The sequence below is a fragment of the Paenibacillus sp. NPDC055715 genome, assembly GCF_053617595.1.
In genome coordinates this window covers 1-23,598 of record NZ_JBSHGA010000017.1, presented here as the reverse complement: position 1 = coordinate 23,598, position 23,598 = coordinate 1, and the positions used below count along the sequence as shown (strand labels likewise).

General features: G+C 48.2%; 22 protein-coding genes, 1 rRNA gene, 1 other RNA gene and 2 pseudogenes. 21 read left to right on the top strand and 5 right to left on the bottom strand.

What is annotated here, in order from left to right; translation table 11 throughout:
- Nucleotides 1–305: 305 nt before the first annotated feature.
- Complete coding sequence (locus ACWGOO_RS19990; RefSeq protein WP_452486274.1) at nt 306–2,045, bottom strand: ABC transporter ATP-binding protein; 1,740 nt, start codon at nt 2,043–2,045, stop codon at nt 306–308.
- On the bottom strand, nt 2,042–3,787 hold the full coding sequence (locus tag ACWGOO_RS19985) for an ABC transporter ATP-binding protein (protein ID WP_452486272.1): 1,746 nt from the start codon (nt 3,785–3,787) through the stop codon (nt 2,042–2,044). Before ACWGOO_RS19985 ends, ACWGOO_RS19990 begins: the two co-directional genes overlap by 4 nt.
- 89 nt (nt 3,788–3,876) lie before the next feature.
- On the opposite strand from ACWGOO_RS19985, the pseudogene ACWGOO_RS19980 reads away from it, so the two are divergent.
- The 3 genes and pseudogenes from ACWGOO_RS19980 to argS form a co-directional block, all read left to right on the top strand.
- A pseudogene (locus ACWGOO_RS19980) lies at nt 3,877–3,975 on the top strand (LysR family transcriptional regulator); the annotation flags it as partial.
- Nucleotides 3,976–4,107: 132 nt separating this feature from the next.
- The gene (locus ACWGOO_RS19975) at nt 4,108–4,548 is read left to right on the top strand and encodes a DUF1934 domain-containing protein (RefSeq protein WP_452486270.1); all 441 of its coding nucleotides are present in this window, start codon (nt 4,108–4,110) and stop codon (nt 4,546–4,548) included.
- Complete coding sequence (gene argS, locus ACWGOO_RS19970; RefSeq protein WP_452486268.1) at nt 4,545–6,224, top strand: arginine--tRNA ligase; 1,680 nt, start codon at nt 4,545–4,547, stop codon at nt 6,222–6,224. Before ACWGOO_RS19975 ends, argS begins: the two co-directional genes overlap by 4 nt.
- Before the next feature lie 85 nt (nt 6,225–6,309).
- Here the strand turns inward: argS and ACWGOO_RS19965 are convergent, their stop codons facing one another.
- Nucleotides 6,310–7,170 (bottom strand): hypothetical protein, encoded by an 861-nt coding sequence (locus ACWGOO_RS19965; RefSeq protein WP_452486266.1) that lies wholly within the window; start codon nt 7,168–7,170, stop codon nt 6,310–6,312.
- A 191-nt stretch (nt 7,171–7,361) separates the two neighbouring features.
- Nucleotides 7,362–7,682 carry a LysR substrate-binding domain-containing protein gene (locus ACWGOO_RS19960; RefSeq protein ID WP_452486347.1) on the bottom strand — a complete coding sequence of 107 codons (321 nt, stop codon included), beginning with the start codon at nt 7,680–7,682 and terminating at the stop codon, nt 7,362–7,364.
- 25 nt (nt 7,683–7,707) lie between these two features.
- Here ACWGOO_RS19960 and ACWGOO_RS19955 point away from each other — a divergent pair.
- Both ACWGOO_RS19955 and ACWGOO_RS19950 read left to right on the top strand, forming a co-directional pair.
- Nucleotides 7,708–7,860, top strand: a pseudogene (locus ACWGOO_RS19955) (ABC transporter substrate-binding protein); the annotation flags it as partial.
- Between the two features lie 28 nt (nt 7,861–7,888).
- Entirely contained in the window at nt 7,889–8,416 is a 528-nt protein-coding gene (locus tag ACWGOO_RS19950) for a hypothetical protein (RefSeq protein ID WP_452486264.1), read from the top strand.
- On the opposite strand, the gene ACWGOO_RS19945 is transcribed toward ACWGOO_RS19950, so the two are convergent.
- Nucleotides 8,360–9,520, bottom strand: coding sequence for a S8 family peptidase (locus tag ACWGOO_RS19945; RefSeq protein ID WP_452486262.1), 1,161 nt, complete (start codon nt 9,518–9,520; stop codon nt 8,360–8,362). The two genes, ACWGOO_RS19950 and ACWGOO_RS19945, sit on opposite strands and share 57 nt — an antisense overlap.
- Before the next feature lie 157 nt (nt 9,521–9,677).
- On the opposite strand from ACWGOO_RS19945, the gene ACWGOO_RS19940 reads away from it, so the two are divergent.
- The 16 genes from ACWGOO_RS19940 to ACWGOO_RS19865 form a co-directional block, all read left to right on the top strand.
- Complete coding sequence (locus ACWGOO_RS19940; RefSeq protein WP_452486260.1) at nt 9,678–9,827, top strand: hypothetical protein; 150 nt, start codon at nt 9,678–9,680, stop codon at nt 9,825–9,827.
- Nucleotides 9,828–9,927: 100 nt separating this feature from the next.
- On the top strand, nt 9,928–10,476 hold the full coding sequence (gene rpoE / locus ACWGOO_RS19935; protein WP_452486258.1) for a DNA-directed RNA polymerase subunit delta: 549 nt from the start codon (nt 9,928–9,930) through the stop codon (nt 10,474–10,476).
- A gap of 400 nt (nt 10,477–10,876) precedes the next feature.
- Nucleotides 10,877–12,478 (top strand): CTP synthase, encoded by a 1,602-nt coding sequence (locus tag ACWGOO_RS19930; RefSeq protein ID WP_452486256.1) that lies wholly within the window; start codon nt 10,877–10,879, stop codon nt 12,476–12,478.
- 214 nt (nt 12,479–12,692) lie between these two features.
- Entirely contained in the window at nt 12,693–13,079 is a 387-nt protein-coding gene (locus tag ACWGOO_RS19925) for a response regulator (RefSeq protein WP_452486254.1), read from the top strand.
- Nucleotides 13,080–13,308: 229 nt separating this feature from the next.
- Nucleotides 13,309–14,163: a class II fructose-1,6-bisphosphate aldolase gene (gene fba / locus ACWGOO_RS19920; RefSeq protein ID WP_452486252.1), complete on the top strand. Its 855-nt coding sequence runs from the start codon at nt 13,309–13,311 to the stop codon at nt 14,161–14,163.
- Between the two features lie 213 nt (nt 14,164–14,376).
- The gene (locus ACWGOO_RS19915) at nt 14,377–15,630 is read left to right on the top strand and encodes a UDP-N-acetylglucosamine 1-carboxyvinyltransferase (RefSeq protein WP_452486250.1); all 1,254 of its coding nucleotides are present in this window, start codon (nt 14,377–14,379) and stop codon (nt 15,628–15,630) included.
- Nucleotides 15,631–15,888: 258 nt separating this feature from the next.
- Nucleotides 15,889–17,223 (top strand): transcription termination factor Rho, encoded by a 1,335-nt coding sequence (gene rho / locus ACWGOO_RS19910; RefSeq protein WP_025683196.1) that lies wholly within the window; start codon nt 15,889–15,891, stop codon nt 17,221–17,223.
- Nucleotides 17,224–17,374: 151 nt separating this feature from the next.
- Nucleotides 17,375–18,646 carry a radical SAM protein gene (locus ACWGOO_RS19905; protein WP_452486248.1) on the top strand — a complete coding sequence of 424 codons (1,272 nt, stop codon included), beginning with the start codon at nt 17,375–17,377 and terminating at the stop codon, nt 18,644–18,646.
- Nucleotides 18,647–18,803: 157 nt separating this feature from the next.
- Nucleotides 18,804–19,001, top strand: a complete 198-nt coding sequence (gene rpmE, locus ACWGOO_RS19900) for a 50S ribosomal protein L31 (protein ID WP_134911660.1) — start codon at nt 18,804–18,806, stop codon at nt 18,999–19,001.
- Between the two features lie 107 nt (nt 19,002–19,108).
- Nucleotides 19,109–19,375, top strand: an RNA gene (gene ffs, locus ACWGOO_RS19895) — signal recognition particle sRNA large type.
- Nucleotides 19,376–19,532: 157 nt separating this feature from the next.
- Entirely contained in the window at nt 19,533–21,287 is a 1,755-nt protein-coding gene (dnaX, locus tag ACWGOO_RS19890; RefSeq protein ID WP_452486246.1) for a DNA polymerase III subunit gamma/tau, read from the top strand.
- Nucleotides 21,288–21,332: 45 nt separating this feature from the next.
- A complete protein-coding gene (locus tag ACWGOO_RS19885; protein WP_013308226.1) occupies nt 21,333–21,644 on the top strand; it encodes a YbaB/EbfC family nucleoid-associated protein in 312 nt (103 codons plus the stop codon).
- Between the two features lie 26 nt (nt 21,645–21,670).
- Nucleotides 21,671–22,270 (top strand): recombination mediator RecR, encoded by a 600-nt coding sequence (gene recR, locus ACWGOO_RS19880; RefSeq protein WP_452486244.1) that lies wholly within the window; start codon nt 21,671–21,673, stop codon nt 22,268–22,270.
- A gap of 213 nt (nt 22,271–22,483) precedes the next feature.
- A complete protein-coding gene (locus ACWGOO_RS19875; protein WP_452486242.1) occupies nt 22,484–22,795 on the top strand; it encodes a DUF2508 family protein in 312 nt (103 codons plus the stop codon).
- Complete coding sequence (locus ACWGOO_RS19870) at nt 22,792–23,067, top strand: pro-sigmaK processing inhibitor BofA family protein (protein WP_452486240.1); 276 nt, start codon at nt 22,792–22,794, stop codon at nt 23,065–23,067. The genes ACWGOO_RS19875 and ACWGOO_RS19870 overlap by 4 nt, the downstream gene beginning before the upstream one ends.
- Before the next feature lie 442 nt (nt 23,068–23,509).
- Nucleotides 23,510–23,598 (top strand): 16S ribosomal RNA (locus ACWGOO_RS19865); the annotation flags it as partial.

Genomic DNA, 23,598 nt, shown 5'->3' with positions numbered 1-23,598 from the left:
TATCACTCCATTCTTTAAAGGTATGATAGTAATATATGAAAATTTTTTGAAAAAGAAATAGACATATGGATGATTGAAAAGTCCAAAAAAAGAGAACTCAATAACGGATTTACTGGAGTTCGCCTTTTGTCAATTCATACCTCTGTGGTGTAGGGAAAAATGACCGAAAACGCAGAACAGCGATTCTCCCGTTATTGGAAAATCGCTGTTCTGCTGTCTTTTTGCGGTTTTTTAAAAAACCGGACTGTCGCATTCGTAGGAAAATCCACTTATGAGACAGCCTCTTATCCCCTCAACCTGCTATGCTAGGCCGTAGTGAACTGACTGTTATAGAGCGAGGCATAATGCCCCCCGCTTGCAAGCAGACCCTCATGGGTTCCGCTTTCGACCACATCGCCGTTTTGCATGTATAAAATCAGATCCGCTTCGCGGATGGTCGATAGTCGGTGGGCGATTACAAAGCTGGTGCGTCCGGCAATCATTTTCATAAACGCCTTTTGAATACGCGCTTCTGTCAGGGTGTCAATGCTGCTGGTCGCTTCATCTAGAATGAGCATAGGTGGATCAACGAGGATTACCCGCGCGATGGTGAGCAGTTGCTTTTGACCTTGCGACAGGCTGTCGCCTGAACCGCTGATGACCGTATCGTAGCCATGAGGCAGGCGCTTGATGAAGCTATGTGCATTGGCAGCCGTCGCAGCCGCGATCACTTCTTCTTCCGTCGCTTCCGGCTTTCCGTAAGCGATATTGTCCCGAATCGTACCGCTGAACAGCCATGTATCCTGAAGCACCATGCCAAAGTTAGTCCGCAGGCTGTCCCGGCTCATGTCATTGATATTCACCCCGTCGATGGATATCGACCCACTATCTACATCATAGAATCGCATGAGCAGGTTGACGAGTGTTGTTTTGCCTGCTCCGGTCTGCCCGACAATCGCAACACGGGTGCCCGGTTTAACCTCCAGACTAAAGTCCGTAATGAGCGTGCGTTCCGGGTTATAGGAGAATTTGACATGATCAAAAAGAATCGTGCCTTTGCTGCGTTCCCAATGTACGGTGTTTGATTGTTCCGGCTGTTCAGGCGGCGAGTCCAAAATAGCAAATATGCGCTGGGCGGAAGCTGTAGCCGACTGGAACTGGGTCAGCACACCCGTAATTTCGTTAAAAGGCTTGGCAAACAGATTCGCATAGATCAGAAAGCTCGACAATCCCCCTACCGAGATGACGCCCAGAATGATGGAGATACAGCCGATCATCGCCGTGACCGAGAAAGTCATGTTGTTCACCAGCCGCGTGGAGGGATTGGACAATGATCCGTAAAACTGTGATTTAACCCCGGCTTGATACAACTGTTCGTTTTTGGCGGCAAATTCCTCGAACGAGCGGTTTTCATAGTGAAAGGCTGTTACTATCCGCTGTCCGCCGATCATTTCCTCTACATAACCATTCAGACTTCCTAAAATTTGGGCCTGTTCGCGGAACATGCGTTGGGATCGTGTGGTAATAAACCATGCCACGCCATACGTAACCGGGGCTGACACCAGTACGACCAATGCCATCATCGGACTGATATACAGCATGAGTACAATCGAGCCTATAATCGTAATCATCCCGGTAGTCAAGGTAGAGAAACCTTGCAACAGTCCATCCGACACAGCATCCATATCGTTCACAAAACGGCTGATGCTGTCACCTTGCGGGTGATTGTCGTGGAAGCTTAACGGGAGGATATTAAAATGATCAAATAACTCCCGTCGCATATCATTGACCGTCTGAAAAGCAATACGGTTCGTCCAATAGGTGAGCAGCCAGCTACACAAGCTGCCTACGGCGTACACCATGCCTAATCCGGCTAGAATCTGCGCGATCCCCCTAAAATCGACTGCACCTTTAACCACCATATGGTCGATGGCCTGACCGATCATATAGGGACCGATCAGATTGGAAAGCACGCTGAGAATCGCACTGACGATGACCCAAAACGCGGTTGTTTTATATTGACCCACATGGGTTAGCAATCTTCTCCAGGTTTCCTTGCCGCTCATTGGTCTACCTCCTGCGTTGAGAGCTGGGAATGATTAATTTCCTGATATACATCTGAGCTGCTCATCAACTGTTCGTGTGTGCCGACACCGACAATCCGCCCTTCATCAAACACAATAATTTTATCAGCATGCTGTACGCTGCTCACCCGTTGCGAGACAAGCAGGACGGTCATGCTGCCGCTATTTTCCCGTAGCGATGTACGCAAGGCGGCATCGGTTGCGAGATCAAGTGCACTTGAGGAATCATCCAAAATGAGGATTTGCGGATTCCCAACAATAGCTCTGGCAATAGTGAGACGTTGCTTTTGGCCTCCCGACAGATTAAGGCCCCCTCGGGCAATCGGAGCATCGTATTTTTCGGGCAGATTGGCAATGAACTCATCGGCTTGCGCAATGGCTGCGGCCCGAGCGACTTCCTCATCGGTGGCGTGTTCATGACCCCAACGAATATTATCCGCTATGGTGCCGGTGAACAGCAGCGCCTTCTGTGGAACAATCCCAATTTTTTGCCGCAATGGCTCAAGCTTATATTGGCGAACGTCGATGCCATCGACCTGAACACGCCCCTCCACCGCATCATAGAACCGGGGAATGAGATTTACAAATGTAGATTTCCCCGAACCCGTCCCTCCGATGATGCCGACCGTTTCACCAGGGTTGATGTCTACGGTAACATCGCTAAGCGCCAATTGTCCCGTTTGGTTGTATCCAAAGGAGACGTGATCAAAAGCAATGGTCGGTACGGTGTCCTGTTCATTTGATTCAGACCGATCAGTAGTCGTAGTCACATCGGAAATCGAAGCTTGTGTGTCCAGAACCTCCTGAATCCGTGCTGCCGAGGTTGCGGCCTTGGTGAACAGAATGATTAAGTTGGTCACCACGATCAGAGCCAGCAAGATCTGCGTGATATAATTAATAAAAGCAATAATCTCCCCTTGCGTAAGAGATCCATATTGAATATGAATGCCGCCGACCCACAGGATCGCAATAGTGGCTCCGTTGACCACCAGCAGTGTGACCGGGCTGAGCAAAGCGGAAATGCGCCCAACACGGATGGCAGTTTGGGTCAGGTCATCCGAAGCCGTATTGAACTTGACTCGTTCGGTTCCTCTTTTGGCAAAGGCCCGTATGACCCTTACCCCTGTAAGATTTTCGCTTAGTACAAGAGCGATGTTGTCCAGCCTTTTCTGATACTGGCGGTACAGCGGCGAAGCCTTCGTGATCACCAGATACAGGATCAAAGCCAGAATCGGCGTAGCTGCCAACAGCACCAAAGCAAGGCGGAAGTCCAAGATCATCGACATGATAATAGCCCCAATACAAATAAAAGGAGCGCGAATGACCAGACGAATCAGCATCGCCACAGCCGTCTGGAGCTGATTCACATCGTTCGTGATCCGATTAATGAGTGAGGGCGTACCAAACTTATCCAGATCGGCATAAGAGAACGATGAAATGTGCTTAAACATCGTATTGCGTAACGTGGTTCCGAATCCCTGTGAGGCCCGGGCTGCGTAGAACTGGCACACCATTGAACTGCCAAAGCCCAGCACGGTCATAAGCAGCATCAAAAGACCCATCTGCCAAACATAATGGGTATCTCCTTCGCCAACGCCATGATTGATCATTAGTGCTACCATGGTAGGCAGCAACAATTCGAAAACCGCCTCAATCAGTTTAAACAGAGGCCCAAGAATACTTTCCTTTTTATAAGGCTTCAAAAAAGCAACAAATTTCAGCAAATAAACCATCACCTAACCTGAATAATGTATAACGACCGTTGACTCAACCTGATCACTGAATATGATTATGGCATATGCTGAACCATATGTCCGTTTCTTCTTCCGGCGTAGCCCTGATGAAAGACAGGCTTTCCGAATTCCACAAAACCTATGCGGGCGTAAAGTTTGAAATTCATGAGGGAAACACGAAGCTTTAGCCAAGCCCCCGATGGAGTCACTCCACGGTAGTTGTTTTTTGTGGATGAAAGCATCTTTTTGTAAAATCTCATTTGAATTGCAAACGGGAACTGGATATAGTAGTACAGTAGGATAGCAATAGAATGGAGTTTGAACACATGCCACACAATGCAAAGGTCCAAATTCGTCTTCATAGTCATCACGACGGAGAAGATTTGGTGCAGGAGCTTCCCGGAGAAGCCATCATGCGTGGGAAGCATCTATATATAAGGTACGATGAGCCGCAAGAGGGGCCTGAGGGCGGAACGACACGGAATACAGTCAAAATCGGACCGGATGAGTTGAAGCTGATCCGTCACGGCGAGGTCCAGTCGGAGCAGTCATTTGCGCTGGGGCGAAGATTGCCGGGATTTTACCGCTCGCCTTATTTAAGCCTGAACATGTCTGCGCATACGCAGAAGCTCGATATTCGAATGGACGGACTTACCGGACATGTGAGCTGGACTTATGATCTGTACGTATTTGAGGATTTCTCGGGGCATTTTGCCATCAGTTTGCATATACAGGAGGAGCAACAATCATGACAAGTAATCCACTGGAACTCATTAATCAAAAGGTGACCTCAGCGATCGAGGCAGCAGTACTGGCTACCGGAATCGTGAGCCGCGAAGAGCTGCCGACGATCACGCTGGAGGTGCCGAAGGACAAGTCGCACGGTGATTTGGCTACCAACGCTGCGATGCAGCTCACCCGCGTTGCGAAGAAAAACCCGCGTCAAATTGCAGAAGATTTGATCGCGAATATGGACTTGGCTGCCGCTTCGATTGAAAGTGCGGAAATTGCCGGACCGGGCTTTATTAACTTCCGTCTGAACAAGAGCTACCTCTATGCTGTTATTCAGCAAGTGCAGGAGCAGGGAGTAGATTACGGACGTGTGCAGGAAGGTGCCGGCAAAAAGGTGCAAATCGAGTTTGTCAGTGCGAACCCGACAGGTAGCCTGCACTTGGGCCATGCGCGCGGTGCGGCAGTAGGGGATGCCCTCTGCAACGTGCTTGATTTTGCCGGATACAAAGTAACGCGTGAATACTACATTAATGATGCGGGTAACCAAATTTACAACATGAGCCGCTCGATTGAGGCGCGTTATTTGCAAGAGCTGGGACAGCCTGCGGAGATGCCGGAGGACGGGTATCACGGTGAGGACATCATCGGGTTTGCCAAGGAGCTGGTGGCTGAGAAGGGCGATTCCCTACTGTCTTTGACACCGGGCGACCGCGCCGCCTATTTCCGTGACTACGGCCTGGAAAAGGAACTGAACAAGATCAAGCGTGATCTGGAGCTGTTCCGTGTACCTTTTGACTCCTGGTTCAGTGAAACATCGTTGTATGAAAACGGTGAAGTGCTTAAAGCGCTGAGTGAGCTGCGTGACCGTGAGGAGATCTACGAGAAGGACGGAGCTACATGGCTGAACACAACCAAGTACGGCGACGATAAAGACCGTGTCTTGATCAAAAATGACGGTACATACACGTACCTGACCCCGGATATCGCTTACCATCGCGACAAATACGCCCGTGGGTATGACACGATCATCAACATTTGGGGAGCGGATCACCACGGCTACATTCCACGGATGAAAGCAGCTATGGAAGCACTGGGCAATGACCCGGATAAGCTCAAAGTGCTGATTGCCCAAATGGTCAGCCTGTTCCAAAACGGGGAAAAGGTGAAAATGTCCAAACGTACCGGCAAGGCCGTGACGATGGAAGACCTGATGGAAGAAGTGGGCGTGGACGCGATCCGTTACTTCTTCACGATGCGCAGCATGGATTCGCATTTGGATTTTGACATGGATTTGGCGATTTCCACTTCCAATGAAAATCCGGTATTCTATGTACAGTATGCCCACGCGCGGGCGTGCAGCGTATACCGTCAAGCTGAGGAGCAGGGCATTGCCGTACTGCCGTTGGCAGAGGTTGATCTGTCCAAACTGACGGCTGAGCATGAATACGACCTGTTGCGCAAAATAGGCGAGTTGCCGGAGGAAATATCGGTAGCGGCTGCGAACTTTGCGCCACACCGGATGATTCGTTACGTCTACGAGCTGGCATCGTTGTTCCACAGCTACTATAAGGCAGAACGCGTTATCACTGAGGATGCCGCTCAAACGCAGGCCCGTTTGGCGCTGTTTGGCGCGGTACGCACTACCATTGCCAACGTGCTGAAGCTGGTAGGCGTGTCTGCACCGGAACGCATGTAAGCCAACCACTTTAACGATAAAAGGAACCGTCCGTACCATCCCCAGCAGGGTGGCACGTGCGGTTCCTTTTTTTTGTTCGAGCAGCTTAGTAGCGTTCCAGCACCAAATTTGTTTTCAGGGAATCTGCAGGAACCAGCCATCCTTTGGATTGCAGCAGATGGATCAGCTTGGTGCGATTGCTGGAGGCAACGCTGTAGTCCGAGGTTTTGAAGGAGATTTCAATGATGGTATCTGTACCTGATCCGTTCGCACTGCGGATAGGCCAGACTTCAATGTCAGCATCCAATCCTTGAAAGCTACCTTCATATTTGCTGACCTGTACAGGGCCGCGCACTCTGGAGTCAGCCAGGGTTTGTTTGCCCCAATTGCTGCTTTTCCAGTTTTGCAGCTTGCCCGGAAGATTGTTCAGTAGTTGCTTTAACGCCTGACCCGGAGAAGGAAGAGTTAATCCTTTGGAAGCGCTCGTTTTTTTATCATTGGAAAAGCTCAGTGTCTGTTTGCTATAACCCCAATCCACCTCAGCATCGTAGTTATCGTCGGATGCGCTGAAGCCTTCTTTATTCGCTTGGGTGAGAGCCGCGTTGATATCTCCGTTCGTGACCGTGTACCGTTTTTTGTAGGTTAATTCATAATTCTTTTTATCCTCTTTTTTGCGAAATCTTACGTTCCAGCCCTCGTTGTTCAATTGCAGTTGATCCGTGTCAAAATATTCGATGCTCAATCGTTGCGCATCTTCACTAATTTGAAACTCGTTGGCTACGCTGCTTTTCAAAGAACCGTCCGCATTGAGGACCTGAGCTGTATTCAGCAGCAGCTTTACCTCATAGCTTGGTGTGGCATTGGCAGCAGCCTGTGCAGACTCGACACCATTCCACCCCGTTACAAGCAGCACTGCACTCAGGGTTAGTACCGATAAAGCTTTGGTGATACGAAGACCAGTTTTCATCCAATCATCTCCTGTTCGTCCGAATGGGGGTACACGCTACACTTTACGGGTGTATTGTCAGTCGTATGTCAAGGCAAGCTGGTATTTAGTTTAAATAATAACATAATTTCTATATTAAAGGTAAGATTTAATCTTAGTTCCATGCTAAATATTCAGCAAATTGACGGATTAGCGCCGAGCGGTGGCGGTCCTTATTGTTGACCATATAAATGTACTGCTCCCCACGCTGGCCCGGGAATGGGCCATATGACCAGCATCCCGCGTTCGACCTCGGACTGCACAGCTATGCGGGAGACGAAAGAGACATTTTCTCCCAGCATGACCGCCTGCTTGATCGCCTCCAGCGAATCCAGCTCCAGATAAGAGGGAAGGCGGCGTCCGCTATGCTCCAGCCATTGGTCGTTCATTTGGCGTGTGCTGGAATCTTTGCCGTGCAGCACGAAGAAGAAAGAAGCGATGCGCTCGGGTGTTAAATCGGTTTCGCTTGCGAGCGGGTGATCAGGTGCGCAGATCAGTACCAGTTCACACTCGCCAGGATCAAGTGGATCAGCAGGACAAGCCGGACCGACCGATCAGAAGCTGGTTGTCTACAGCGCAGGCCCGGACAGGCTGGTGAAAAAGCTGGTAGCGGGGTATGAGGCGCAAAGCGGAGTGAAGGTCGAGCTGTTCCAGGGGACGACAGGTAAAATTTGGATCGGATGGGAGCCGAGAAGGCGATATGGATAATGCCTATGGCATGGATATAGACCCGCAGGCTGTGAAGCTGGAGCGGCTGCGGGCCGGGATGGAACAGATATTGTCTTCTGGTGGTCATGTGCTGCACAGTGGCCGGATCTTTGTGCCTCGTGATGCTGCGGAGCGATTGCGGCTGCTGGAACAGAATGCTGCGGTTATGATCGTAACCGGGGATGGCATGATGGATTCGCCACGGGCACGCTGGTACTATCAGTATCTATTAGATCATCCGCCGAGTGCGGGGGATGGCGAAGGTAGCGGAAAAAGTAATCATAACGGTGTACTTTTGACGGGACATGCTTCAAGCGGTTCTTTTGGTAAACATCTGCTGGATTGTACAAATCAAAAAACGGGTCAGAAAACAGACCGAACACGAAAGCTCTGTAAAAGCCATTCACTCTTTGGAGCCGGGTGCGACGTTAAACGCTTAGATGTAATTCATTTATTTCATCCGTTATTTCGTACCCTCCTGCATCAGTCGGAAGGCATCGACTTCTCCAAGTTTCGTTGATATAGAGTTGCGCCCCGTGCTTTTAAGAAGGCGCAGCGGTGTAGCGGTACGCTTGAGTAGTGCTTTGATTTCTCCAGGCTCCATCTCCGGTCTCAGTGAAAGGAGCAGGGCAATGCTTCCGGTCACATGGGAAGTAGCCATAGACGTACCGCTCATTTCGTGATGCTTACCGTGTATCCATGAGGAAATGATCTTTTCACCCGGCGCGTACACGTCTACGAATTGTCCACGGTTGCTGAAAGACGCGATGCGTCTGTATTTATCGGTAGCTCCGACTGAAATGGTTTGGGAATAGCGTGCCGGGTAGTCAATACTCCGGCGCTTACCCTCGTTTCCCGAGGAAGCTACGATCACGATACCGTTTTGATACGCTTTGTTCACCATATCAAGCAGCGCCTTGCTGCGTGATTTCATGCCGAAGCTCATATTGATGATATCGACACGATTCAATACACACCAGTCGATGCCGAGAATAATATCCGAGACGTAGGCGGCCCCGTTATGGTCAAACGCTTTTACAGGATGAATCAGCGCCTGTGGTGCTACACCGACCATGCCCTCATCATAGTTAGATGCTGCGATGGTGCCGGCAATGTGAGTGCCATGACCGTTATCGTCATAGGGCAGCATAGTCCGGTTAAGCAAATTGATGCCTCTGGCGAGAGAATGCCGAAGATCAGGATGTTGGAAATCCGCTCCCGTGTCGATCACACCAATCCTGACTCGGTTTCCTGTAGAGAAAGGCCAAGCCTTGTATGCCCGTACCTGCTTCACCCCCCACGGCATGGGCAGGTTTTTCTCCCTCCTCGGCATGTGAACCGCTCCTCCATGTACCCTCATGCGCGTATCTTCTTCAACGGTAAGACCGTTGTGATATTTGCCCAGCCTGTCTCCCCCTGGAAGCGGGGCGATCAGAGCGCGAATCAGTCGAGCCGATTGTACTTGCCGCAATCCCGCAAGCTCGGGTTTCAGCTTCCTGAGATAGGACAGGCATTCCCGGTATTGATGAGGCTTATCGAACGTAATGATCTGTTTGTGCCTTCCACTGCCGGATGGCTCCGAAATTCCCTCGTGCAAACGCTGCAAAAAACCCGGATAGTCCATTTGAGACAGTCCCCCTCCGATGAGCCATGCTGAGGTATTGTATGAGCAAGCGTCAGCGGCGGCATGGGAAACCTGCCTCTTTTTTATGGAAATAGGCCTGCTTGTCGTGTCAAAGTGATCGTGGACACATACGATACATAGGAGGGCATAAGCTCTTGTGCAACAACTTTGGGGGACTTCTCCCGGAGCGGGTACAGTCGAAAGGCGGGGGGGACCCCGTCTTTTTAACGTGCGCCGCCTTGTTCAAGGCATACTACTGCAAATTGTACGGATACCCATGATTAACTTGCAATTTGCTTCCAAATAGGTTTTACTTAGTTTTGATAATGGATATGTTAGTATTGCATGTATCGTGTATGCTCTGAAACATGTTCTTGTGAATTACGCGTGAGAGGAAGTGTCCCTAGGTGAGTACCCCACTCAACTTGAAGATTGACCCGGAGAAAGTAAACGAGACTCCAATGGTGGATTTGGCATTTATGGTATTGAAAGCGGCCAATACTCCATATTATTACCGTGACCTGATGAATGAAGTTGCCAAATTGCGCGGCATGTCCGACGAAGAAATTAATGACGTTATCGCCCAGCTATATACTGAAATCAACATTGACGGGCGTTTCGCCTGTGTCGGTACGAATCTGTGGGGCTTGAAGCGTTGGTATCCAGTGGATAAATCCGAAGACACTCTGACAGGCGCCAAGCGTCCTCGTATTATTAATGACGAAGACGATGACGACGAAGAGGACTATCGTGAGGAAGAAGAAGCTTACAGCGCCGATGACGACTTCGATGCAGACAGTGAAGACGAGGATGGCGAAGAAGAGCTGTTCGACGGTGAAGATGATGATAGTGATGAAGACGTGGTTATAGACGATGAAGACCTCAGTGATGAGGAAGATACAGAAGATGAAAATGACGACGAGTCGACGGAAGAAGACGATGATTCGCTTCGTTAAGATCAGGCTGTAAGGGGAGATGTATTCTCCCCTTTTTCATGACCATTTTCTTGAAACTGCCTTCTGATTTGAAGCTTTCAGATGGATTCCCTCTAATTTTGTTCAATGGGCAAATGAACACAGATAACTCCCTTGACAGCGGATTGGACACGGGGTAAACTATTGCTTGGGCTTATGATTGATTCACTTATATGTTTGCTTTTTGTATAAAAGTGCCCCGTACTACGGGAGTGCTTTTTTTTTTTTATAGGGTGTTTGCACTCATGAAAGAGGGCTAAGGGCGGCGGGCATGGAAAATGATTCCGCTGCCTTCTTCATGGATGATAATCCGTGTAAACGGGTTACGATAACATCATAATGTCGCCTGAATTTTGGACTTTATTTAGGAGGGTTTTAAACAGTGACAAAGTATATTTTTGTGACAGGCGGGGTTGTGTCTTCCTTGGGCAAAGGGATTACGGCAGCTTCACTGGGAAGGCTTTTGAAGAACAGGGGACTGAAGGTAACGATTCAAAAATTCGATCCTTACCTTAATGTCGATCCGGGGACCATGAGTCCTTACCAGCACGGTGAAGTGTTTGTAACGGATGACGGTGCGGAAACGGATCTCGACTTGGGACACTATGAGCGCTTTATTGATATTAATCTGTCCAAGAACAGCAATGTCACGACAGGCAAAGTATACTCCAGCGTAATCAGCAAAGAGCGTCGCGGGGAGTATTTGGGTGGTACGGTGCAGGTCATTCCTCATATTACGAACGAAATCAAGGAGCGTGTATATCGTGCTGGCCGTGAAGCAGGTTCGGACGTAATTATCACAGAAATCGGCGGTACTGTGGGCGATATCGAGAGCTTGCCATTTTTGGAAGCGATCCGTCAGCTCAAAAGTGAGGTTGGACGTGAGAATGTAATGTACATTCACGTAACCCTCATTCCTTATATTAAAGCTGCTGGTGAGGTTAAAACCAAACCAACTCAGCACAGTGTAAAAGAACTACGCAGCATCGGCATTCAGCCGAATGTCATTGTTTGCCGTACAGAGCATGAACTTTCCTCCGATATGAAGGCCAAAATCGCGCTGTTCTGCGATATTGATGCTAACGCAGTAGTAGAATGCCGCGATGCGTCGACTTTGTACGAGGTTCCATTGAACCTTCGTGAAGAAGGCTTGGACGAGATTGTAGTCAATCACCTCAAGCTGACAACACCTGCACCGGATATGACGGAGTGGGAAGGGCTTGTTGAACGGATCAGAAAGCTGGATAAAACGGTTGAAATCGCCATTGTTGGTAAATACGTTGCACTGCATGATGCTTATTTAAGTGTGGTCGAATCCCTTTCGCACGCTGGATTTGATGCCAATGCGGATGTGAAAATCCGTTGGGTGAACGCAGAGGAAGTAACGGACGAGAACGTAGCGGACATGCTGGGCGGCATTGGCGGTATTCTCGTACCAGGTGGTTTCGGCGATCGCGGAATTGAAGGTAAAATCAGCACCATTCGTTATGCGCGCGAACAGAAAATCCCGTTCTTCGGTATTTGTCTTGGTATGCAGGTATCTGTCATTGAGGTTGCCCGTTCCTTGGCTGGTCTCGAAGGAGCCAACAGCTCGGAAATCAATCCCGCTACGGATTACCCGGTCATCGACTTGCTGCCTGACCAAAAGGACATCGAAGATATGGGTGGCACGATGCGTCTCGGATTGTATCCGTGCAAACTGACGGAGGGTTCGCTGGCTTCGGCTTGTTACAACGATGAGCTGGTATATGAGAGACACCGTCATCGGTATGAATTCAATAACGAATATCGTGAAGTTATTGAAAAAGCAGGTCTTCGCATTACTGGTACTTCACCGGACGGACGTTTGGTGGAAATTGTGGAACTGCCTGAGCATCCATGGTTCCTGGCGGTACAATTCCATCCGGAATTCACTTCCCGTCCGAACCGTCCACAGCCGTTGTTCCGTGAATTTGTTAAGGCGGCATTGCAGCTTCAAGGCTAATGCTGCGGCCTGTAAGACCTCCTCAGGGAGGTCTTTTTTCTATTCCACGCTTCCTGATTATGAAAGAATATTCCACAATTATGTACAAGAGAAGGATTTTCTTTTTGCAGGAGCGAATATAGTTTAGGGTATGGGACGGATATTGTACGTCATCGGACGCTGTTATGGCAATAGCTGCATGATCCTCGTTTTAAGATCTTAGGAGGTTAAAACATTGGAAAAGAAAAAAGTGTTAATCGTCGATGACCAGAATGGAATACGAATTTTGCTGATGGAAGTGTTCGGAAGTGAGGGTTACGAGACCTTTCAGGCAGCAAACGGAAAAATTGCACTTGAAATTGTTGAAAAGGAACCGCCTGATCTGGTTCTGCTCGATATGAAAATTCCGGGTATGGACGGACTTGAAATCTTGAAGCATCTAAAAACCATGAATCCCGATATCAAGGTTATTATGATGACAGCTTATGGAGAGCTGGACATGATTAAAGAGGCGACGGAACTGGGAGCACTCATGCACTTTACGAAGCCCTTTGATATTGATGAAATACGAATCGCCGTAAACAAGCAACTCAGGGGCGATGAAGCGAGTCACTTTGGTTGAAAACTCTGTTAACACAACAGGGTTTTTTGTTTGTGTTTATGGGAAATACTTAAATTAAATCCTTTCCTTATACAATTCTATGAAAAAACGGCGTCCTGGGCGTGATTTTCGTATGTGTTGATGTGCAAAAGCTTGTTTAGTATTTAACATGGGTTGTGGTATAATAAGCCCGTATGTGATGTCGGCTAAAATATAGATAAACCCAAAGACCCTTAGGAGGACTCTAACCATGCCATTAGTATCTATGACAGACATGTTGAACAAAGCACTTGAAGGAAAATACGCGGTAGGTCAGTACAACATTAACAACCTGGAGTGGACTCAAGCTATTCTGGGCGCTGCTGAAGAAGAAAAATCCCCGGTAATCCTGGGCGTATCTGAAGGCGCAGCGCGTCACATGGGGGGTTTCTACACTGTTGTTAAAATGGTAGAAGGTCTTATGCATGACATGAAAATTACAGTCCCGGTTGCGATCCATTTGGACCACGGTTCCAGCTTTGAAAAATGTAAAGAAGCTATCGACGCTGGTTTCACATCCGTTATGATTGATGATTCCCACAGCCCAATCGACACCAACATTGCAACAACGATGAAAGTGGTTGAATATGCTCATTCCAAAGGCGTTTCCGTTGAAGCTGAAGTTGGAATGGTTGGCGGTCAAGAGGATGATGTTGTAGGTGACGTAATGTACGCTAAGCTTGACGACTGTCTGCGTATCGTTAACGAAACAGGTATCGACACACTGGCTCCAGCACTGGGTTCCGTTCATGGACCTTACAAAGGTGAGCCGAACCTTGGCTTCAAAGAAATGGAAGAGATTTGCAATGCAATCAAACTTCCACTCGTTCTGCATGGTGGCACTGGTATCCCAACGCATGACATCAAAAAAGCAATCTCGCTGGGAACTTCCAAGATCAATGTAAACACTGAGAACCAAATCGCGTTCGCGAAAGTGGTTCGTGAAGTGCTTGCTGAGAAACCGAATGCTTATGACCCACGTACATTTATCGCTCCAGGTCGTGAAGCGATTAAACAAGCCGTTATCGGTAAAATCCGTGAGTTCGGTTCCAACAACCAAGCGTAAGAATAAGGTGGTTTACCGTGCATCTGCATGGTCAATGTATCTCTTGATTGTAATTGTAATTGTAGTTCTGCACAGGAGATTTGAATCTGTTCAGTTGAATAGTTTGACCTGGAAAGCACACCGCTTAGCCGGTGTCTTTCCATTTTAACCACCAAAAAGTTGAAAGTTTATTATTTGACCGACTGCAAAACAAGTAGGGGGACCCTCAAGCTTATGGAAAAATTGATGATCACCGGTGGACGGCCGCTTCAAGGCACAGTTTCCATCAGCGGTGCCAAAAACAGTGCCATCGCCTTGATTCCCGCCGCCATTTTGGCAGAGTCGGAAGTCATTTTGGACAATTTGCCGCTGTTGAGTGATGTGGCGGTGTATTCCGAAATACTGGAGGAACTTGGTGCAACTGTTGCCTGGGAAGGCAGCCAGATGAGAATAGATCCATCCTCCATTAAATCCATTCCTATGCCGAATGGACCTGTTAAGAAATTACGAGCATCCTATTATATGATGGGAGCCATGCTAGGCCGCTTCAAGGAAGCGATCATCGGCTTGCCAGGAGGGTGTAATTTTGAACCTCGGCCCATTGATCAGCATATCAAAGGTTTTGAAGCACTGGGTGCTACGGTTACGAATGAGCACGGTGCTATTCATTTGCATGCCAAAGAGCTGCGCGGTACCAAGATTTATTTGGATGTCAGCAGTGTAGGAGCTACGATTAACATTATGCTGGCGGCTGCACGTGCCAAAGGCGCCACAATTATCGAAAATGCGGCTAAAGAGCCTGAGATTATAGATGTAGCAACCTTGCTAAACTCCATGGGAGCCATTATTAAGGGTGCCGGAACGGAAACGATCCGGATTGAAGGTGTGTCCGAGCTACATGGCTGCCGTCACTCCATCATACCTGACCGCATACAAGCGGGCACATATATGATTGCTGCTGCGGCCACTCGTGGTAATGTTTTGATTGACAACGTAATTCCCAAGCACATGGAGGCCCTGACTGCAAAAATGCAGGAAATGGGTATCGGTATAGAGGAATATGATGAAAGCATTCGTGTACTGGGCTCGCTTTCATATGAGCATGTTGATGTTAAAGCCTTAATTTACCCCGGGTTTGCCACGGACTTGCAATCTCCTATGACCAGTTTGCTTACTCAGGCGCAAGGGGTTAGTGTACTGAGCGATTTTGTTTATAGCAATCGTTTTAAACACGTCCCAGAACTTTTGCGAATGGGGGCTAAAATCCGCGTGGAAGGTCGTACGGCTATTATTGAGGGCGGCAAGCTAAATGCGGCTAGAGTCAAAGCGGCCGATCTGCGTGCTGGTGCAGCGCTTGTCATCGCCGGACTTACGGTAAGTGAAGGCGTAACCGAGGTGTCAGGTGTCGAATACATCGACCGTGGTTATGATCATCTTGTCTCCAATCTTCGTCTTTTGGGCGCGGACGTATGGCGACAGGCAGAATAACAAACTTCGTACATTTTTTGAACTCTCGGAACGGATGAACAATAGAATGGATAGGTTCTATGCAGCCGCTGCATGATACAAGATATAGGTTCACACCTAACAATCTTTTATCGGAAAACTGAAATAATTCGGTATAATCCAAGCAGATGGCTGCATAAATTTATTTTTTTTGGTTAAAATTATGTTAATGACGTTTACGATATCATTGTCTATCATTTAGTTTTGAATGGACTTAATAATTGAATAGGTGGTTATTATATGGATCTGCAAATTTCCGATCTGGAAGAAATGAAGCTGACCGATCTGTACAAGCTGGCCAAGCAATACCAGATCCCGTACTACGGAACGCTTAAGAAGAAAGAATTAGTTTTTGCCATCCTGCGTGCACAAGCCGAGAAGAGCGGATTGATGTTTATGCAGGGGGTTCTGGAAATACTTCCTGAAGGTTACGGCTTTCTGAGGCCGATCAATTATCTCCCGAGTACCGAAGATATTTACATCTCTGCTTCACAAATCCGCAAGTTTGACTTGAGAACAGGCGATCTAGTATCCGGTAAATGCCGGACTCCGAAAGAGAATGAACGATATTTTGGATTGCTTCAAGTTAACGCCGTCAATGGAAGAAGTCCTGAACAAGCTGCTGAGCGGTTACACTTTCCTGCACTGACTGCACTTTACCCACAAACCAAGTTAGTTCTTGAAACTACCCCCAATAATTTGTCTACGAGAATAATGGATATACTGGCCCCTGTCGGACTTGGACAGCGTGGACTCATTGTGGCACCTCCCAAAGCTGGTAAGACACTTCTCCTCAAAGAAATTGCCAATAGCATTTCTACCAACAATCCCGAGATTGAGCTGTTTGTCTTGTTGATTGATGAACGTCCGGAAGAAGTGACCGACATGCAGCGTTCTGTTAAAGGTGAAGTTGTTGCTTCCACTTTTGATGAACTGCCTGAGAATCATATCAAGGTAGTGGAATTGGTTCTAGAGCGTGCCCTTCGCCTCGTAGAGCATAAAAAAGACGTGGTTATCCTGCTGGATAGCATTACTCGTCTTGCACGTGCCTACAACTTGGTTATTCCAGCTTCCGGTCGTACGCTTAGTGGGGGGATTGATCCAGGAGCATTCCACCGTCCGAAACGTTTTTTTGGTGCGGCGCGGAATGTGGAAGAGGGCGGAAGTCTTACCATTTTAGCCACAGCGCTCATTGATACGGGATCGCGGATGGATGACATTATCTATGAAGAGTTTAAAAGCACAGGCAACATGGAGCTTCATTTGGACCGCAAGCTTGCGGAACGCCGCATATTCCCGGCTATTGATATTCGTCGCTCCGGTACCCGGCGTGAGGAAATGTTGTTAGGTAAGGAAGAATTGGATACCATTTGGGCCATTCGTAAAAATATGACGGAAAGCCACGATTTTGTGGAAGGTTTCCTAAAAAAATTGCGGAACAGCAGCAACAACGCAGAGTTTTTGGCCTCGTTTGATACAACGGCACCGTCCAGTGGATCACAAAGCAGCTCAAGCACTCCGCAACGGAGAACCACGCGTTCCACTGCAGCATCGGTTCCTGCTTCAACCAACTAAAACCAGCAGCATAGCTGTCTTGAATAACAATGATCGGCCTATGGCTAATCGTAATTTCCACGATAGGTATTTATCTGTTCCCTCAAGCAGGCAGCCGTCACGGTTCAGTTTGTTTCAGGCGTGCGCTTGACGGAACGAAAGGAGCCCCACAATGTATTTGGTGTATGCCGACGAACAAGGCAATGTATATGATCATGCTTCTTTGTATGGGCTTGCCCGCAGTGCGGACATGATTGTCGAAATCATGGAAGATGAGCTTATTCCGCTACCGGAAGGAGCTACGCTGGTGAGTCTGCCCAACACACGCCCGGTCGGTATGAATCCTGAATCCGGGGAAATGGTTTCCTTGCCAGGTGATATGCAGGCAGTGGGGGCCTTGTTACCTCAAGGCTTTACACGCTTGTGCCTGCCAGGGTATGTGAAGACCGATAAGGAGTACAAGCTCCCCTTGTTCGGCTATTCGGCCGTGGTCTGGAAAGATGGAGCCTTCTATGTAACGGCAGAGCGGAGTGATAATCCGTCCAAATGGAATCCGGAAAACTGTGATCGTCACGAGGTAAAACAGGGCGTGCAGCGGATGACAGAGCGGTACCCGGAAAATCGGCTTTACCAACATTTGTCCAACTGTGCCTTAGGCTATGAGTGCCTTACCTCCTCGAACACGTTCCTGAATCGCTGGGAGGGTGGAGTTCCAGTATCTTACTCTTGTAATGCCGGATGCTTTGGCTGCATATCGGAACAGCCGGATGACAGTGGTTTTGTATCCCCTCAGACGAGAATGAACTTCCGCCCTCATGTCGATGAGATTGTGGAAGTCATGTTGGAGCATTTGAAAACACCGGAGTCCATTATTAGTTTTGGTCAAGGGTGTGAAGGTGAGCCTTCTACTCAGGCCAAGTTGATTATAGAATCGATCAAAGAGGTCCGTTCCGTTACAGATATGGGATACATCAATATTAATACGAATGCAGGATTGAACGATCATATCCGGGGAATCGTAGATGCTGGACTTGATCTGATGCGGGTCAGCACGATTAGCGCGCTGGACGATCATTACAATGCGTATTACAAGCCGCGTGGTTACACATTAGCCAATGTGGAAAAATCACTTCGTTATGCTTCCGAGCAGGGTGTATATACGTCGATTAACTATTTGATTTTTCCGGGCGTGACAGACCGTGAGGAAGAAATCGAAGCGATGATTGAATTTGCCAAACGCACAAAGCTCAAGCTTATTCAGATGCGCAACCTGAATATTGATCCTGAAAGCTATCTGGAGCTGATTCCACCTGCCCAGGGAGAGATTCTTGGCATGAAGCAAATGCTTGAGATTTACCGGGAGGAACTGCCCGGTGTTGTTATCGGGTCTTACACCCACGTACCGCCTCAAGGGCTGGCGCGTCCCAAATTCGCCAAGGCCTAAAACGGTCAATAGTGGGTTGAACTGCACATGTTTTACACCATTTTTGGATACACAAAAGAGTTGTTGAAACGGTCATATCCAGGTGCTATAATGTGAACATGTGTTCATACAACTCTGGGCTGATAGGACGTTCAGGGCGGAAAGAGGTGAAAGTTCAATGCAACAAGCTATTCAACCGAAATTTAACGTAACTAATGTCACTTGTGCTTGCGGAAATACGTTCGAAACCGGTTCTGTGAAAGGTTCTCTGCGCGTGGAGATTTGCTCCGCTTGCCACCCATTCTTCACAGGGAAGCAGAAATTCCTTGATGCTGGCGGCCGTGTGGATCGTTTCAAAAAGAAATACGGTATCTAATCGATTACCGCAGGTTATAAAGTTATTAGAGCCTTCTGCTATTGCAGAAGGCTCTTTTTGTTGTGGATGTTTGCTTTTTGTGCGGCCTTGAGATATACTTATTTTCACCGTGCTAGATGGGGAGGTAGCGGTGCCCTGTAACTCGCAATCCGCTATAGCGAGGTTGAATTCCTGTTAGAGGTGTTGTTGATGTGAGGCTGGTCCCTGCGCACAATGTTGACGGTTGGGTCCTCCGCAATGAGTACTTGTGAACCTGGTCAGGTCCGGAAGGAAGCAGCCATAAGCGAGCTCACTCTTGTGCCGGAGGGTGGCCTAGCCCGAGTTGTTGTTCAGGATTGCCGCTCGGATCACAACGATCAATAACAGGTGCACGGTATATATTAGGAATTAGAACATCTTGGCAGTCATTGCGAAGATGTTTTTTTGTGTTTATAAATTGGAAGGTGTCCGGTTTAGATTCGGACGGGAGTATAGTATAATGAAGTGAACATTAATGTTCATGAAAGTGAATGGGAAAGAGGGTAACGCGCCTTGGAACATATAGCGTTGTACCGTGCTTGGCGGCCTCAGTCGTTCAAGGACATGGTAGGACAACAGCATATTATCCAGACATTGCAGAATGCCATCCGCGAAAATCGCACGTCCCATGCCTACCTGTTCAGCGGTCCGCGAGGAACAGGTAAGACGAGTGCGGCCAAAATTTTGGCCAAGGCAATTAACTGTGAGCATGGACCGGCGCTGGAGCCTTGCAACGAATGCGAAGCCTGTAAACGGATCACGGCCGGAGCGGTCATGGATGTACAGGAGATTGACGCAGCCTCCAACCGGGGCGTTGAAGAGATTCGTGATTTGCGCGATAAAGTCAAATATGCGCCGACGGAAGTACGGCACAAGGTTTATATCATTGATGAAGTGCACATGCTGACGACGGAAGCGTTCAATGCGCTACTTAAGACGCTGGAAGAGCCGCCGCCACACGTGATGTTCATATTGGCCACGACAGAACCACATCGGATCCCTGCGACGATTATTTCGCGTTGTCAGCGTTTTGACTTCCGCCGGGTATCGTTGGAAGAGCAGACAGAACGGCTTGATCTAATATGTCGACAGGAGAACATACAGGCTGATGCGGATGCACTGCAGTACATTGCGCGTCTTTCAGATGGTGGGATGCGAGACGCGGTTAGCGTTTTGGATCAGATATCCTCGTTTACAGACGGTCGGGTTACCTATCAGCAGGTGCTGGATATGACGGGAGGCATTGCGTCCGAGCAATTTGGTAAGCTTGCCTTGGCGTTGCTGAAAGAAGACGTGGGCACGGTGCTCCAAATGATCGAGAACTTTATGCAAGAAGGTAAAAGCGCAGATAAATGTATGGAAAATCTGCTGTACTATTTCAGGGATCTGCTTATGATTAAGATGGTGCCGCAGGCAACTAAAATGACAGAGCGAGTGCTGGAGCCAGAGCGGTTCAAGGAAGTGGCAGAGGCTTTTACCAAGGAGCAACTCTTTGGGATGATCGACACCCTTAATCGCTATCAAAGCGAGATGAAGTATGCCGTTCAGCCGCAAACCTTGTTTGAGGTGGCTCTATTGAAGCTGTGCAGCATTCCTGGAGCAACTGGAGCCGCTGCTCAGCCAACCGCACAGCATTCCGGCGCTGCCGCTGCCAATCAGGAAGATGTAGCCGTTTTGAAGCGCCAGCTTGCCGAGCTGGAGAAGAAGCTGGAACGCGCGTTGCAAGGCGGATTGGCTGCCGGGGCAGGGCAGGATGCATCGTCGGGGAGCCGTCAGGCTCCTGGGGGGCGCGCTCCCGCTCCGCGGATTTCTGCGCCAGTCAAGCTTCCTTCGCAGCTAGATCGCTATATCGCTGAGAAGTCGGGAGAGGCATTTGCGGCAGCGGGGCGTAAGTGGAGCCAAATTTTGCAGGGAGTCAAAGAAGCGAAAGTCACAGTTCATGCATGGTTTATGGACGGCGAGCCAGTTTCTGTATTAGAGGATAGTGTACTTGTGGCGTTTAAGAACAACATTCACCGTGAAACTACTGAAAAGCCTGCTAATAAGCAGGTCATTGAGAAGGTTCTGCACGAACAGTTGGGCCATCCCTATCGTCTGGTGACGATGATGCAAAAGGATTGGAATGCTGCAATTGAAGGAGTCCCCGACCAGCCTGCCGAAGAATTCCAACTGGAGCCGGAGCATGACGCGCGGGGGAAGCCCAAGGAGCCCTGGATTGATGAAGCTATTGAACTTTTCGGGGAAGATCTGGTAGTTATAAAGGATTAGAATCAAAGTGTCTGGATGTATACTTCATTAAAGGAGATGATTGAAATGAACAATATGAACCAAATGATGAAGCAAGTGAAAAAAATGCAGGAGCAAATGCTGAAAGCCCAAGAGGAGCTTGGCGGAAAAGTAATTGAAGGTACTTCCGGCGGCGGTGTTGTGACTGTAGAGGTAAACGGACATAAAAAAGTGCTTTCCATTACAATCAAACCGGAAGCTGTAGATCCTGATGATGTAGAAATGCTGCAAGATCTCGTGTTGACTGCGGTCAACGATGCTTTGTCCAAAGCAGATGAACTGGCTAACGATGATATGGGTAAATTTACAGGCGGTATGAAAATTCCAGGCTTGTTCTAGACTGTGCATAAAGGAGAAACACACTATTGTATTATCCGGAGCCGATTGCAAAGCTGATTGATGCATTTACACGCCTGCCGGGAGTGGGGCCGAAGACGGCCGCCCGTTTGGCTTTTCACGTACTGAAAATGAAGGAAGACGATGTGATTGATTTTGCCAAAGCACTGGTCAATGTGAAACGCAATCTTCACTTTTGTTCCGTCTGTGGCAATATTACGGACACGGACCCTTGTCGGATCTGCCAGGATAAGACGAGGGATGCTTCTGCCATTTGTGTTGTTCAGGATTCCAAGGATCTGGTAGCTATGGAGCGCACCAAAGAGTTTAATGGATCCTACCATGTGCTTCATGGGGCGATCTCTCCTATGGAGGGCATTGGTCCTGAGGATATCAAGCTCAAGGAATTATTGAACAGGCTCAGTGATGAACGCATCAAAGAGCTGATTTTGGCTACGAATCCGAACATTGAAGGAGAAGCGACGGCCATGTACATTTCCAGACTGGTGCGTCCTTTTGGAATCAAGGTTACTCGTATTGCTCACGGATTGCCGGTAGGCGGGGATTTGGAGTATGCCGATGAGGTTACACTGTCCAAAGCGCTAGAAGGCCGCAGAGAGCTGAACTAATAAGTACAACTATACGTTATAGATATTTTTTAGTGACGATAAATTCTATGGATTTTCTCGACACATTGGGGAGCCGTTATGGCTCCTTTTTATTTTGTGATGTATGGCTGGTATAGATGGTTCCTGTTCTAAGTTTGTCCTCTGTTAAATAAGTATGAATAAGGTAGTCTTACAGACTGTGAACATAATTCAGCTTGTGAGGAGGATGAATGGATGTGGGAACGGGTGAAGCAAAATTTTCGTCGACAAGAGCACGACAAGTCGGAAGCAGGGCATCGTCAGGAGTTGTTTGCCCAGATTCGGGCTTCGCACGCGGAATGGCTAAGAGCGCATCGGTTATTTCATGAAGCTACAGGCGAGGACGAAATCGACTATGCCATTTTTGTTTTGGAAGCTGCGGAGCGTAAATATCAGATACATTTAAAATGTGCCAAACAGCAAGGGTTGCATCGTTTCCACCTACCCGCAGATGAACCGGGGTATGCGAATGACTCAGGCCGCGTTCATAAACGGAGAGCCGAATGAGAGGTGCTGTCTGGCTTGTTCTGATTGCTTGCGTTGTGGTGCTGTCATATCTAATTCTCAAAAAACGTCTGGGTATCGGCTGGCTTACTGTGCTTGGGGCACATATGGCTCTGGCGGCAATTGCGCTGTATGTCATTAATTATTCGGGGTGGGTCACGCAGGTGTATATCCCAATTAATCCGGTGACGATGGGAGCTGTAACGGTACTGGGGTTGCCCGGAATTGCACTTTTACTGGGATTGAAAATGATATTGTTCGGACAGGCTATGTGAGTGTGTATAGAATTTAATCAAGAAACAACAATTGTTTAATATGCGGAGCATTTTGGCAAGGGTAAGCGAAAAATGCTTTTATTTTAAAATACAGTTGACGGGGAATTCAATAATGTGATATATTAATTCTCGGCCCATAAAGCCCGGGAATTTTTTTGTGAGAATAACGCTGAAATGAAATTGAAAAATAATTTTAAAAAAAGTGTTGACTTAAATCCCGAATGTGTGTTATATTAATCAAGTCGCCGCTGAGATGCGGTGGTGAAACGAAGTAAGAGAATATGAAGGTTTGATCTTTGAAAACTGAACAACGAGTGAGTAAATCGCGAAGGTTTCGGATATGCCGCAAGGCTGAACGGAGCTGGAGCAAAAAGAGATATTTTATCTCGTCAGTTTCAAAATGAGCGAATCGCTCTTTCTATAAACCAGCTTCGGCTGGTCTTTAATGGAGAGTTTGATCCTGGCTCAGGACGAACGCTGGCGGCGTGCCTAATACATGCAAGTCGAGCGGGGTTGTTTTAGAAGCTTGCT